Annotated in this window: 14 protein-coding genes and 1 pseudogene; 9 read left to right on the top strand and 6 right to left on the bottom strand. The window is 63.0% G+C overall.

Features of this window, described 5'->3' with window-relative positions:
* Positions 1-4: 4 nt before the first annotated feature.
* Entirely contained in the window at positions 5-472 is a 468-nt protein-coding gene (locus tag AC3Z8Y_RS16085) for a DoxX family protein (RefSeq protein WP_490086681.1), read from the top strand.
* A gap of 63 nt (positions 473-535) precedes the next feature.
* Here the strand turns inward: AC3Z8Y_RS16085 and AC3Z8Y_RS16090 are convergent.
* Positions 536-649, bottom strand: a pseudogene (locus AC3Z8Y_RS16090) (NADP oxidoreductase); the annotation flags it as partial.
* Positions 650-763: 114 nt separating this feature from the next.
* Between AC3Z8Y_RS16090 and AC3Z8Y_RS16095 the strand changes: the two are divergent.
* The 3 genes from AC3Z8Y_RS16095 (at position 764) to AC3Z8Y_RS16105 (ending at position 2,843) form a co-directional block, all read left to right on the top strand.
* The gene (locus tag AC3Z8Y_RS16095; protein ID WP_490086682.1) at positions 764-1,540 is read left to right on the top strand and encodes an AraC family transcriptional regulator; all 777 of its coding nucleotides are present in this window, start codon (positions 764-766) and stop codon (positions 1,538-1,540) included.
* Between the two features lie 133 nt (positions 1,541-1,673).
* Positions 1,674-1,847 (top strand): DUF1427 family protein, encoded by a 174-nt coding sequence (locus AC3Z8Y_RS16100; RefSeq protein ID WP_490086683.1) that lies wholly within the window; start codon positions 1,674-1,676, stop codon positions 1,845-1,847.
* Positions 1,848-1,883: 36 nt separating this feature from the next.
* The gene (locus tag AC3Z8Y_RS16105) at positions 1,884-2,843 is read left to right on the top strand and encodes a quinone oxidoreductase family protein (RefSeq protein ID WP_490086684.1); all 960 of its coding nucleotides are present in this window, start codon (positions 1,884-1,886) and stop codon (positions 2,841-2,843) included.
* Positions 2,844-2,942: 99 nt separating this feature from the next.
* On the opposite strand, the gene AC3Z8Y_RS16110 is transcribed toward AC3Z8Y_RS16105, so the two are convergent.
* Entirely contained in the window at positions 2,943-3,278 is a 336-nt protein-coding gene (locus AC3Z8Y_RS16110; protein ID WP_490086685.1) for a hypothetical protein, read from the bottom strand.
* 46 nt (positions 3,279-3,324) lie between these two features.
* A complete protein-coding gene (locus tag AC3Z8Y_RS16115; RefSeq protein WP_490086686.1) occupies positions 3,325-3,744 on the bottom strand; it encodes a winged helix-turn-helix transcriptional regulator in 420 nt (139 codons plus the stop codon).
* Positions 3,745-3,890: 146 nt separating this feature from the next.
* Here AC3Z8Y_RS16115 and AC3Z8Y_RS16120 point away from each other — a divergent pair, with 146 nt between their 5' ends.
* Positions 3,891-4,880, top strand: coding sequence for a zinc-dependent alcohol dehydrogenase family protein (locus AC3Z8Y_RS16120; protein WP_490086687.1), 990 nt, complete (start codon positions 3,891-3,893; stop codon positions 4,878-4,880).
* A 48-nt stretch (positions 4,881-4,928) separates the two neighbouring features.
* Here the strand turns inward: AC3Z8Y_RS16120 and nanR are convergent, their stop codons facing one another.
* From nanR to AC3Z8Y_RS16135, 3 genes are read right to left on the bottom strand one after another with little or no spacing between them, the layout of a single operon-like run.
* Complete coding sequence (gene nanR, locus AC3Z8Y_RS16125; protein ID WP_181112837.1) at positions 4,929-5,624, bottom strand: transcriptional regulator NanR; 696 nt, start codon at positions 5,622-5,624, stop codon at positions 4,929-4,931.
* Positions 5,625-5,663: 39 nt separating this feature from the next.
* The gene (locus AC3Z8Y_RS16130) at positions 5,664-6,866 is read right to left on the bottom strand and encodes a D-apionate lactonase family protein (RefSeq protein ID WP_490086688.1); all 1,203 of its coding nucleotides are present in this window, start codon (positions 6,864-6,866) and stop codon (positions 5,664-5,666) included.
* The gene (locus tag AC3Z8Y_RS16135; RefSeq protein ID WP_490086689.1) at positions 6,863-7,585 is read right to left on the bottom strand and encodes a D-apionate lactonase family protein; all 723 of its coding nucleotides are present in this window, start codon (positions 7,583-7,585) and stop codon (positions 6,863-6,865) included. Before AC3Z8Y_RS16135 ends, AC3Z8Y_RS16130 begins: the two co-directional genes overlap by 4 nt.
* A gap of 157 nt (positions 7,586-7,742) precedes the next feature.
* Between AC3Z8Y_RS16135 and AC3Z8Y_RS16140 the strand changes: the two genes are divergently transcribed.
* The 4 genes from AC3Z8Y_RS16140 to AC3Z8Y_RS16155 are packed head-to-tail and all read left to right on the top strand — an operon-like array spanning position 7,743 to position 12,156.
* Positions 7,743-8,501 (top strand): DUF2291 family protein, encoded by a 759-nt coding sequence (locus AC3Z8Y_RS16140; protein ID WP_490086690.1) that lies wholly within the window; start codon positions 7,743-7,745, stop codon positions 8,499-8,501.
* Positions 8,498-10,078 carry a sugar ABC transporter ATP-binding protein gene (locus tag AC3Z8Y_RS16145; RefSeq protein WP_490086691.1) on the top strand — a complete coding sequence of 527 codons (1,581 nt, stop codon included), beginning with the start codon at positions 8,498-8,500 and terminating at the stop codon, positions 10,076-10,078. Before AC3Z8Y_RS16140 ends, AC3Z8Y_RS16145 begins: the two co-directional genes overlap by 4 nt.
* Before the next feature lies 1 nt (position 10,079).
* Positions 10,080-11,174, top strand: coding sequence for an ABC transporter permease (locus AC3Z8Y_RS16150; protein ID WP_490086692.1), 1,095 nt, complete (start codon positions 10,080-10,082; stop codon positions 11,172-11,174).
* Positions 11,175-11,205: 31 nt separating this feature from the next.
* Entirely contained in the window at positions 11,206-12,156 is a 951-nt protein-coding gene (locus AC3Z8Y_RS16155; protein ID WP_490086693.1) for a D-ribose ABC transporter substrate-binding protein, read from the top strand.
* Positions 12,157-12,190: the final 34 nt, after the last annotated feature.

Below are 12,190 nucleotides of genomic sequence, written 5' to 3' on the forward strand. Positions count from 1 at the left end.
GGCCATGGACGTGATCCAAGCATCAACTACCGACTTCGGCCTGCGCCATCGTTGGAACCAGCTCGCCGATAGCGTGCAACGCCTGCTCAACATCACCGTTCTGTGCCTGGTGGCGCGGCTGGGCATTGCATCGGTGTTTTTCCTTTCCGGGCGCACCAAGGTCGAGGGGCTTCTGACTATTACCCCGAGCACCTATGACTTGTTCCAGAGCGAGTATGCCTTGCCGTTGATCTCGCCCTACCTGGCAGCCCACCTGGCCACCTATGCCGAACATCTGTTCCCGCTGCTGTTGCTGCTGGGGCTGGGCACGCGCCTGTCGGCCCTGGCGCTCCTTGGGATGACCACTGTGATCGAAGTCTTCGTGTACCCCGATGCTTGGGCAACCCACTTGTCCTGGGCAGGCCTGCTGTTGTTGCTGATCGCCCGGGGCGGTGGCAACGCGTCGCTGGATCGGTTGCTGGGCATTCGCTGATGGGTCGGCAGCCTTGCTTGTTCGTCGACTTTGAATTGTTCATCGCCCCTTACTTCGCACAAGTCAGCCGTGCTTGACCAGGTTCAGGCCTGGCAACGGTCCACCTGGAAACTGGGCAAGTTGGCCATGCTGCAGGTCGCCCAGATCAATGCCGTGAAACCCCGATCGAGTGATCAATTCGGGCCTGGCACCGACCTGTCATCCCGAAACAAACCCGAACGCTCAATCGAACTGGCGATCCCCGGACCTCTCCCGCTACGATCTCCACATCCCACGGCGACCGGTTTTACCATGGCACTTGCAGCCCCACCCGACCTCACCGACACCGCCATCCCCGTGCAGCCGCTGTCACGGACTTACCCGCGCGGGTTGTACATCGAGCCCCACAAACATGAGTGGGGCCAGGTGCTGTATGCGATGTCGGGCGTGATGTGGGTGGAGACACCAAACGAAGCGCTGGTTGTCCCGCCGCAACGTGCGGTGTGGTTACCACCCGGCGTGCCGCATGGCATCCGCGTGGTATCGGACCTGGAGATGCGCAATATCTACCTGCGCCCCACCCTCGCCGTCACCCTCGACAGCACGGTTCAGGTTCTGGAGGTCGGGCGCCTGCTGCGCGAGCTGATCGTGAGCCTGGTCGCGGAACAGGACAACGCCTCGAATTACTACGATGCACTTGCCAACCTGGCGCTGCTCGAACTCATGCGCGCTCGGCGCTCGCTGCTGAAAGTGCCCATGCCAGATGACAGCGACCGCAGGCTGATGAATGTCTGTCAGGCGGTGATGATCGAGCCTTCCATTGACGTGTCGTTCGAGCAGCACGCCGAAAAGGCTGGCGCCAGCGTGCGAACACTGTCGCGGCTGTTCCAGGCGGCGCTGGGTATGGGCTTCGCCGAGTGGCGGCGGCAGGTGCAGTTGGCGACGTCGGTTGCGGAAATCATTCAGGGCGTACCGGTGAACACCATAGCCCGGTCATTGGGGTATTCGGCCAGCAGTTTCAGCGACATGTTCCGTCGCGAGCTGGGCATACCCCCCTCTCAATACCCAGTCAGCAATCCCGCCAACTGACGCCTGCGCGAACTCTGTCCGAAATTCAGAAGCATTTGGCCGGTAGCGTTGGCCGGCCCTCCTTACACTCCGGTCATTGCTTATCGCAGCCGCGCCGCACTCGGGCCGCGCGTCCCATGCCCCGGAGTTTGTCATGAGCTACGTCATTTCCCTCGCAATCGGTATCGCCGTCGGCTTGTTGTACGGCCTTCTGGATTTCCGCTCTCCTGCGCCGCCCCTTGTAGCACTGGTCGGGTTACTCGGCATGCAGGCAGGTGAATGGCTGTGGCCCGTGGGCAAGCAATTCTTTGCCGGCCTGACTTCCTGAAACGATTGGCTCTTTTCCATCTTCTGGACGACCACCATGAAAGCACTGCAATTCTCAAGCACTGGCGACCTGGCTGCGCTGCAAGTCGTCGATCTGCCCAGGCCTGTCCCGGCGGCCGACGAAATCCTTGTGCAGATCAAAGCTGCGGGCCTTAACCCAAGCGACGTGAAAAACGTGCTCGGTCGCTTCCCGTACACCACAATGCCCCGCGTACCGGGTCGCGATTTCGCAGGCGTCGTCGTCGAAGGCCCGCAGGCGCTGATCGGTCAGGCAGTCTGGGGTACCGGGAAGGAGATCGGCTTTCTTCGCGACGGCTCGCATGCGAGCTACATTGCGCTCCCCACCACCGGCGTGGCGCTCAAGCCGCCCTCGCTTACTTTTGCTCAGGCGGCAAGCCTGGGTGTGCCATACACCACAGCGTGGGACGCGCTTGAGCGCAACCAGGTGCAGGCCGGCACCCGTTTGCTGGTGATCGGCGCCAATGGCGCTGTGGGGAGCGCAGCCATTGCGTTGGCGAAAGTGCGCGGCGCTCAGGTGCTGGCAGCGGTACGTCGACCGGATCACCTGCAAGCACTGCAAACGCAGGGCTTCAACGCCATCCACCTCGGCAAGCCGGAAGACCTCGGCGCCCAGGTGAACGCCGTGTTTTCTGGCGGCGCAGACGTGATCTTCGACACCACCGGCTTCTGGCTCCCTGCCGCCGTGCCTGCACTGGCACAATTTGGCCGCATCGCCATCATCGCTGCACCCGTGGACGGCCACGTTCAGCTGCCAGCACTGGCGCTCTACCGCAAAGGGGGTTCGGTGGTGGGCATCAACTCGCTGTTGTACGGCGTTGAAGCCTGCGCGCGGATGCTGGAGCAGTTCGGCAAACTGTTCGACGAAGGCTCCCTGCCGCTACCGACAGGGCTGCTTGAGTCGCCGCTTGAAGAGGGTGTATCGCGCTACACGGAAGTACATCAGGGCAGCGCAGGCAAAGTCATTCTGGTGCCTTGATCGTGGAGGGCCTTGAGCAACCATCCGCCGCGACTAAAACCATGTGTACTACTGCCGACCAATCGCAGTATGACCTTCCTCGCCGCTCGGGATGCAGACCTACATCGGCTTAACCGAAACCACCTCCACATAGCGAAATTTCTTGCGCGCAGCCTTCACCGCGTCCTGCTCCGCCAGCAGAGTGCTCAACGTATCGGCCTCATGGACGAGCTCCTGCGTCTCGCCTTCAAAGGCATTCCCCACCCTGAGCGTAACCCTGAGCCTGGGGGTAAACGCTTTATCAACCTTCCGTTTTCTCGCCACGGCAGCAGCCGGCACGATGACTACGTCCGGGATAGCCTCCATGGGGTCGGGGATGTGTACATGCGAGGGCGCAGGCGCCTGCGCGGCGCCAAACAAGGCGCGGCGCATTTCTTCTTCGGTCAGGTCGTTCATGGTTGTCTCAATGTTTTAAATCTTCAGCGTGGCGTAGCGCCAGCGCTCATTCAGATGCATGGGTGGCGCTTTCGTCCGTGTGCACGGCGGATTCCGGTTCTGCATCGAGCTTCAGTTGCGCGGCAGTCTTCATGCCCCGCCGGGCCAGCCAGGCATCCCCCCAGGCACACAGCCCCAGCAGGAACGGCTCCAGGCTTCGGCCCTCATCGCTCAGTGCATATTCAACCTTGGGGGGTACTACGGCGTAGACGGTACGTACTACGAGGCCGTCCTCTTCAAGGTCGCGAAGCTGCTTGATCAGTAGCCTGGGCGGAACCCCGGTAAGGCGGCGCTGCAGCTCGTTGAAACGGTGGGTGCCATCCAGCAGATGATAGAGGATTACCCCTTTCCACTTGCCGCCCATGATATGCAACGCCGCCTCTACCGAGCAGCCGGGGGCACCGTCATAGTTTCGAAGTTTGGTCACCGGAATCTCCGCCGTGGTAGTACGCTTTTTGGCACTACATGCGGATTTATGCCGTATGCACGCCAGCGGACAAAACTCTAGCATGCTGCCTTCAAGCCGGGTCAAGCGCCTGGACCTGGGATACAACCATTTTGCGAGGATTACACATGTCTAAGGTTGTCCGATTCCATCGTACCGGTGGACCCGAAGTGCTCCAGATCGATGAAGTAGAGGTACGTGCCCCACGTGCGGGCGAGGTCCGCATCAAGGTGAAGGCATTGGGGCTGAACCGCGCTGAGGCTATGTATCGCCGAGGGGAATACACCTTCCTTCCCCAGCTGCCCGCTACCCTGGGGTACGAAGCTGCGGGAACTGTCGAAAGCGTTGGCGAGGGCGTCATCGAATATGCCGTTGGCGATGAAGTGAACGTGATCCCAGCGTTCTCGTTCGCCGACTATGGCCTGTATGGCGAGCTGGCGGTTGCGCCGGTACATGCAATCGTCCGCCAACCGCAGGGGCTCACGGCGGTGGAAGCGGCAGGCACATGGATGCAGTTCGTCACTGCGTATGGCGCCCTGATTGATATCGGCAAATTGCAGAAGGGCGAAACGGTTTTGATTCGCGCGGCGTCGAGCAGCGTTGGCCTTGCGGCTATCCAGATCGCGAACCTTGTAGGGGCGCTACCCGTGGCGCTGACCCGTAGCAGCGAAAAGCGGCAGGCGTTGCTGGATGCAGGCGCCGCTCATGTGATCGCAACCGAGGAAGAGGACCTGGTAGCCGAGGTCAACCGTATTACCGAAGGTAAAGGTGCGCGGATGGCATTCGACCCAGTCGGCGGGCCCGAGGTAGCCAATATGCTTCGCGCGCTCAGCTACCTTGGCATTTTCTTCCAGTATGGCGCCTTGGATACCGCGGACCTGAGCATTCCAGTGATGGAAGTGCTAGGGAAGGATTTGACGATCAGGGGATACCAACTGTTCGAGATCACGCAGGACCCCGAGCGCTTGAATGGTGCGAAGGCCTTTATTTCCCGGGGGCTTGAAAGCGGGGCGTTGCGGCCGTTGATCGCCAGAACTTTTAGCTTCGATCAGATCGTCGAGGCGCACGAATATATGGAGTCCAACGCTCAGATCGGCAAAATCGTCGTTCAGATCTAGGCCCGGCCTGGCCCTGCAACGAGGGCCATCCACTGATTGCTACGGCCCCTATCGCGCCTCGACACGCTTGACCAGATGATCCGACATCGCGCGCTCGGCACCGGCCGGGTCACGGGCCTTGATGCAGGCCAGGATGGCCTCGTGCTCTCGCAAGGTCTGCTCACGCTCCTTGAAGCGCAGCATTTCCCGACGGTAGTCGGCCATCCATTCGAGGATGGCCCGGGAAATGGCCATGTAGATCGGGTTACCGGAGATGCGCGCGAGCTCTCCGTGGAATTCCATGTCGATCAGAATGAAGTCGTCGCTGTCGCGGAAGGTGTGCATGCGCGCGACGACATCCTCCAGCACAGCGATGTCGGCGTCCGAGGCACGCTCGGCGGCCACCTTTACCAAGCCGGTTTCGAACAGTGCCCGTGCCTGCCGCAGATGGTCGACGTTTTCAGCCGAGCTCGATAGCAGGTGGCGAGCAGCCAGGTCGATCTGGCCGATCATCGAATGCATGTCCACCCGCCCTACCCGCGCCCGTTCGCCGTGCTGGATGGTAATCATGCCCATGCCGGCCAGCCGCTGCATCGCTTCACGCACTACCGGGCGGCCTACGCCAAAGGTTTCCATCAACTCGCGCTCGGCGGGCATCTGGTCGCCTGGTTGCAGGTTTTCCTCTTCGATCAGGCTGATCAGCTGCTCGAAGACAATGTCGGACAGCTTCTTGCGCTGAATCAGGCGTTTCTTGATCTCGGACATTAGGCAGACAGCTCCGGCATTCACCAAAAAGGCGGTAAGTTAGCACCATTTCGAGGCGGGCTCGACGTCCAGCGAACAGTCGATCACCGCGCAGGCAAAGGGTTCAAGCACCCTCGGTGCGGCTTCGTGGTGGTCCATGAACCCCGGCTCTTCCAGCGCTAGGTGAAACGCCAGGGGCCCAAGCACGGCGGCGGCATGCGGCACCAGGCCGGCAAACCCCAGCGTCACCGGCTGCGCCGTGAGGTTCGCTACGCATACCCGGGCCAGGTTGCTTTCGTGTTGCAGCCACCCTACCGCCGCTGCGCCGGGCCCGGAGCAGTCGAGCGCCAGAGCGCGCTGGCCATGCCCTGCGGCCAGTGCCCTGAGTACGTGGAACACGGGCCAGTAGCGGCCTTCATCGGCGATGGCGAAGGGCGGATTGAGGGCCCATAACGCCGTGGCCTGAACCCCGCCGCGATGCGTTGCAGCGTAGTGCCCCAGCGTCCATGCTGCCGCCAATAGCCCATGCTGCCGAGGATCGCGGTCGCTCAGGGTCAGGCGCTGGCAGTCGGGGTTTGGCGTGAGCTGGCCACCATACGGGTTACGCCATGCGCCGATGGCACTGGTGGTGATGCGGTAGGGTTGGCCTGCGGCCAGGGCTTGGGCTGAACGAACGATATCGGGCAGTGCCTGCAAGGTCTCCATCACCGACACATCATCGGCCGCATGCACGATGGGCGACGTGGCATGGGTCAGGTAGTCGAAACTGCCCGGAGTGGGCCGGCAGCGGTTGAGTTCGGTGAAATAGGTAGGTACGCCCGCACCGATGGGCACACCCGGCAACGCAGCACGCGCCAGTTCCACCGCCTTGTTCGGCGTAAGCCCAAAGGGCCATGGCCCACTGGGCTGATAACTTTCCAGGTAAGCGGCAGGTGTGACCAGCACGCCCGAAGGTTTTACTGCGGCATGGGACAGGCTGGCGGCCAAGGCGTGCAGTTGGGCCTCGCCTTCGTTGTCGTCGATGATCACCAGCAGCCAGGCCTGAGCGCCACACAGCGCACAAATCGCCAAGCCTTGCTGCAAGCGCTGGTGGCTGCCTGGCAAGCGCAGGTCCACTAACAGATCCAAATGCTGGGGGGCCAACTGCGACGCCAGCCAGCTGGCCTGTGCGCCGTCGTCCAGGTGATCGACCCAAAGCCCATGGCCGAGCGCAGGCAGCGGCTGGGGCGCAAACCCGGAAACGCGGATCATGGCGTGGTTCATGCCGCCACCTCGCGGCTGAGGGTGAGCACTGCCTGTTGCTCCACATAACTGCCAGCGTCGATCACATACGGGCACGGCCAGGCCAGGGGCCGGTTGTAGGTCTTGAAGGATGCATCGCCCCAGTTGCGCTGGTCTTCCATCTCGAACGTATCCCCGCTCAAGCGCCAATGGGCGTGCAGGCCCGGTGCCGGCGCGTGGCGTAACTCTCGGATATCACGGAAGGGCTGCGCCGGGCTGATGAGGTCAGGGAAATGCCCCTCCTCCACGTCTCCATTGCCATGGGTGACGGCGACCGGGGCGCCGACAACACCGGCCAGCGGATGCAGCAACATCAAACCGGCGCGGCAGGTGGTGAAATCTGCGTGGGCTATAAGGCGGGCGGTGGCCGCCAACCCCTGTTGACCTACCTGCACCACCAGTTGCCAACCCAGTGCCGCGCCGCCATCGGGGCCCGGCACAGTACCGCTGAGTTCCCCTCGCCACTGCGTATCGCTGGCCTGCACGTCCCAGGCTTGGGCTTCAAGTACATGGCTACCCCACCATGCGTCGCGAATCACCAGGCCTACCGCCCGCAGCACCTCGATGCCTTCGAAGGTGAGGTGGCGCAACTGCGGCCCTTCGGCCCAGAACCCGATAGGGCCTAACGTCACATGGGTGCGCGCTTGCGCAGGTTGATCGGTGCCATAAAGGCGCTTGTCCAGCGACCAGGCAGGCATCATGGCGTCACACTCCCTTGTAGTTATTGGTGGGCAATGCGCGAAGCTCGGCGAGCAAAAATAGAGTAACACCACTGGTATGATGATGGTATATAGTGATTTCAGAACCTCCTGACAAGTACAAGAAATCGCCCCACGATGGGCGAGGAGCTCTGCACACATGACGTCTGCGCCAGCCGCTGCCCATCCCCACAAGGTTACTCCACCCCGCCGCCTGCCCTTGCTGTTCGGTGGCTTCGCTGTTGCCGCCTTCGTTGCCGTGAACCTGGCCGGCGGGCCGCTGGTCACCTTGCGCCCGCTGGACCCAGCCACCGGCCGCGTGGTGCTCAACGACGCCCAAGGCGCAAACGGCAAGGGCCAGAACCAGAAGTTCGCCGTGGACAGCTTCGACGCCACGGCCTATGCCCGCCAGCAGTGGGCAACCGACGTCGCGCCCATCCTCCGGGAGAACACCGTGCCACTGGCCACGTTGCTCGGCGCGCTAGCGGACGACAGCAATGCCGCAGCGGACCGCTATGGCCTGCCACACAACACCCGGGCAAAAAACGTCGCCGTGAGCGGCCAGGCCCGCGTTGCCCAGGCCGACGTCAAGTCCCCCATGGGGCTGCTTACTTTGGAGTTCCCGGATGAGCCCGCCCTGGCCCATACCAAGGTCCAGTTGCTCACAGGCCCGTTGGTGATCAGCACGGTGCTGCGCGACATCGTGCCGGACATGTCGCTGAACAACTTCACCAACCAGACCCAATACGCCGACGTGGCGGCCGCCTTGAACAAGGTAGCGCTGGAAAACGCCTACGGCCAGGTGCCCGCCGCCAGCCTTGTTGGCAAGACCGTGGACTTCACCGGGGTGTTAAACCTCCAGTCGCCCTCCTCCCTGCGCATCGTGCCCGTCAGCGTGACGATCAAGGAGGCGCCATGAGCACCGTCGTGCACCGCAGCAACGCGGCGCCTCCAACCCCGGCCATGCATGCGCGGCAGATCACCAAGGTGTACCAGGGCACCACGGCCCTCAAGGGCGTGGATTTCAACGTGATGTACGGCCAGGTGAACGTACTGATCGGCGAGAACGGGGCCGGCAAATCCACGCTGATGAAAATCCTCGCCGGGATCGAGCAGCCCACCAGCGGCCAGCTGTTTCGCGGCGAGGAGGCGCTGCAGTTGAGCGACCCGCGCCAGGCCATGGCGCTGGGCATTGGCATTGTGCATCAGGAACTCAACCTGTGCCCCAACCTCAGCGTTGCCGAGAACCTGTTCGTCGGCAAGGAACTGCGTAACGTCTGGGGCATGGTGCGCCACGCCGAGCAGCGCCGTCGCGCGCGGGCGACCCTGGCGCGCATGGGCCAGGCAATCGACGTGGACGCCCTGGTACAGGACCTGAGCATCGGCACCCGGCAGATCATCGAGATCGCCAAGGTGCTGGTCAGCGATGTTCAGGTACTGATCCTCGACGAGCCCACGTCTTCGCTCAGCGAAGCCGAAGTGAAGGTGTTGTTTTCACTGATCAGCGACCTCAAGGCCCAAGGCGTTTCCATCATCTATATCTCGCACCGGCTCGAAGAGCTGATCGAAATTGGCGACACCTTCACCGTGCTGCGCGACGGGCATTTGGTCGGTACGGGGGTCAAAGGCTCGGTCACCATCGAGTGGCTGGTGGAACGCATGATCGGCAGCAACATGGCGACCCAGCTGCGAGAGGGAGCCGCCAGCCCTGCAGGGCCGTGCGTGCTGGAAGTACGGGATTTGACGGTGGCCAATGGGCGCGGCGGCCTGTTATTGGACAGGCTGTCCTTCAGCGTGTGCCGGGGCGAAGTGGTGGCTTTCTACGGGTTGATGGGTGCGGGGCGAACGGAGCTCTTCGAAACCCTGATCGGCCTGCGCAAGGCCATCGGCGGGCACATCATGCTCAATGGCGTGGAGCTGCCACTGCGCCAGGCGATCGCCGAACGCATCCAGGCCGGGATCGCGCTGGTGCCCGAAGACCGGCAGAAGCTGGGGCTGGTGACCGGCGCTTCGGTGCGCGACAACCTCTTGCTGGCCAACCTCAAGCGGTATGCCCGCGGCCATGGGCTGGCACCCGCGCCCATGCAGGTAGATGTGGCCCGCATGATCGAACAGCTGCACATCAAGGCCAGCAACGCCGACATCGCCATTTCCTCGTTGTCGGGCGGCAATCAACAGAAGGTGGTCGTGGGCAAAAATTTGCTCACCGAACCCCACATTCTGCTGCTGGATGAGCCCACTCGCGGCATCGACATCAAGGCGCGCCGGGAGCTGTTCGAGGTGCTCGACGGCCTGGCCAAGGCGGGGCTGACCATCCTGTACGCCTCCAGTGACCTCACCGAGATCCTGGGCGGCGCGGACCGCGTGCTGGTGATGTGCCAAGGCCGGATCACCGCCAACCTTCCTCGCGCTCAGCTGTGCGAAGCCAGCCTGGTGGCTTGGTCCCAGGTGGGCGCGTACAGCGACCCCACTCACCCTCAGCAGGAGCCCGCGTAACATGGCCCAGATCCTTTCTGCCGCTCCAGGTAACCCCACCGGCCTGGGCGTGCGCTCGCTCCCGCTGCTTTTGCTCAAGCTGCGCGCATACCTCGCGCTGGCGGTACTGGTGGTGTTGTTTTCCTCGATCGCGCCCTCGTTCCTTTCCGCGCGCAACCTGGTGATCGTTGCCGAACAGGTGGCCGTGTTCGCCATCCTCGGCATCGGCATGACCTTCGTGATCCTGGCCGCGGGTATCGACCTGTCGGTAGGCGCCATCGCCGGGCTGGTTGCCATGGTTGCCGGAAGCCTGATCGCCGAGGGGCTGCGCCTGCCCTGGCTGGGGGTGGCGGCATTCGGCAGCATTCCGCTGATCTGTGCCGCCACCCTGGCCCTGGGTACGTTGGTGGGCGCGGTGAATGGCTGGTTCATCACACGGCTGAAGGTCACGCCCTTCATCATGACCCTGGGCATGTTGTACATGGCGCGTGGCGCCGCGTCGCTGGTGTCCAACGGCGCCACCTATGGCAACCTGGCGGGCAACCCTGAACTCAACAACACGGGCTTTTTGTGGCTGGGTACGGCGCGCGTGCTGTCGGTGCCCGTGTCGATCTGGCTGATGATCCTGCTGACCCTGGTGGCGGTGTACATCAGCCGCAAGACGGTGTTCGGCCGGCAGGTGTTCGCCATCGGCGGCAACGAGCGCGCCGCTGAGCTGTCCGGGGTGCGCGTGGGCCGTGTGAAGATCGGCACCTACGCCATCTCCGGCTTCTGTGCGGCCCTGGCCGGCTTGATCATCGCGTCGCGGTTGGGCGCGGCGAACCCGGCCATTGCCAGCTCGTACGAACTTAACGCCATTGCCGTGGTGGTGCTCGGTGGTGCTTCGCTGTTTGGCGGCGTGGGCACCATTGGCGGCACCCTCATTGGCGCGTTCGTGCTGGGCGTGCTGAGCAACGGCATGGTGCTGGTGGGTATCTCCGACTTCTGGCAGACCGTGATCACCGGCGCGGTGATTATCCTGGCCGTGGTCGTGGACCAGTTGCAGCGCCGCGTTGAAAAATCCAGCGCCGAGCGCCAGGCCAAGGCGCAGGAAGCACTGTCCGGCCAGCAGGCCTGACCCGATCACCCACGAAGAGATGACAACAACAATGAAAAACGTCTTTGCGCTTTCCCTGTCCCTTGCCTGCGTAGTGTCGGCCGCCGCTCACGCCGCCGAATTCAAGCCGGCCGATCATCTGATCGTGATCATCACCCCGTCTCACAGCAACGCGTTCTACAAGGCCGAATCGGACACCGCAGAGGCCGCGGCGAAAAAGCTCGGCTACCGCACCAGCGCCCTGGTTCACAACGACGACCCGGACGTGCAGCTTCGCCTGGTGCAGACGGCCATCGGCGACCGTGCCAGCGCGATCATCCTCGACAACGCCGGCTCCGATGCTTCGATCGCGGCCGTCAAGCGCGCGCAGGAAGCCGGCATTCCGGCCTTCCTGATCGACCGAGAAGTGAACGCCAACGGTATCGCCACCGCGCAGATCGTGTCGAACAACTCGCAATGCGCCACCTCGGTGGCGGAGTTCTTCGCCGAGAAGGTGGGCTACAAGGGTGAATACGTGGAACTGCAGGGCCGCACCTCGGACATCAACGCCCATGTGCGCTCCGACGGCTTCCACCGGGTGCTGGACCAGATCCCCGACCTGAAACTGGCGGCGCAGCAATCGGCCAACTGGGACCAGACCCAGGGCTACACCGTCATGCAGACGATTATCCAGGGCAACCCGAACATCGTCGGGGTGATCGCCGGCAACGACACCATGGCCCTGGGCGCCGCCGCGGCGCTTAAAAATGCCGGTAACGACAAGGTGATCGTAGTTGGGATCGACGGCAACCCTGACGTGGTGCGGCAGATCGCAACCACCGGCCCCATCGCGGCCACGGGCCTGCAGCAAGCCACCCAGATGGCAGCGATGGCCATGGAGCAGGCGGACCAGTTCCTTCGCACCGGCAAGACGGACAAGCCCGAGAAGCAATCGGTGGATTGTGTACTGGTGACCAAGGAAAACAGCAAGGACGTGCGCGAAGGTGGGTTTGGGATGAGGTAGTAGCGCTTATTTGCGAGCTGCGCCGGATGGCCGG

This window comes from Pseudomonas sp. 3MAES_34.3B (assembly GCF_058145875.1).

Coding starts and splice junctions, on each gene's coding strand:
- AC3Z8Y_RS16085 (WP_490086681.1), top strand. CDS start 5: ATGGACGTGATCCAAGCATCAACTACCGACTTCGGCCTGCGCCATCGT.
- AC3Z8Y_RS16155 (WP_490086693.1), top strand. CDS start 11,206: ATGAAAAACGTCTTTGCGCTTTCCCTGTCCCTTGCCTGCGTAGTGTCG.
- AC3Z8Y_RS16145 (WP_490086691.1), top strand. CDS start 8,498: ATGAGCACCGTCGTGCACCGCAGCAACGCGGCGCCTCCAACCCCGGCC.
- AC3Z8Y_RS16150 (WP_490086692.1), top strand. CDS start 10,080: ATGGCCCAGATCCTTTCTGCCGCTCCAGGTAACCCCACCGGCCTGGGC.
- AC3Z8Y_RS16105 (WP_490086684.1), top strand. CDS start 1,884: ATGAAAGCACTGCAATTCTCAAGCACTGGCGACCTGGCTGCGCTGCAA.
- AC3Z8Y_RS16140 (WP_490086690.1), top strand. CDS start 7,743: ATGACGTCTGCGCCAGCCGCTGCCCATCCCCACAAGGTTACTCCACCC.
- AC3Z8Y_RS16120 (WP_490086687.1), top strand. CDS start 3,891: ATGTCTAAGGTTGTCCGATTCCATCGTACCGGTGGACCCGAAGTGCTC.
- AC3Z8Y_RS16135 (WP_490086689.1), bottom strand. CDS start 7,585: ATGATGCCTGCCTGGTCGCTGGACAAGCGCCTTTATGGCACCGATCAA.
- AC3Z8Y_RS16130 (WP_490086688.1), bottom strand. CDS start 6,866: ATGAACCACGCCATGATCCGCGTTTCCGGGTTTGCGCCCCAGCCGCTG.
- nanR (WP_181112837.1), bottom strand. CDS start 5,624: ATGTCCGAGATCAAGAAACGCCTGATTCAGCGCAAGAAGCTGTCCGAC.
- AC3Z8Y_RS16095 (WP_490086682.1), top strand. CDS start 764: ATGGCACTTGCAGCCCCACCCGACCTCACCGACACCGCCATCCCCGTG.
- AC3Z8Y_RS16100 (WP_490086683.1), top strand. CDS start 1,674: ATGAGCTACGTCATTTCCCTCGCAATCGGTATCGCCGTCGGCTTGTTG.
- AC3Z8Y_RS16110 (WP_490086685.1), bottom strand. CDS start 3,278: ATGAACGACCTGACCGAAGAAGAAATGCGCCGCGCCTTGTTTGGCGCC.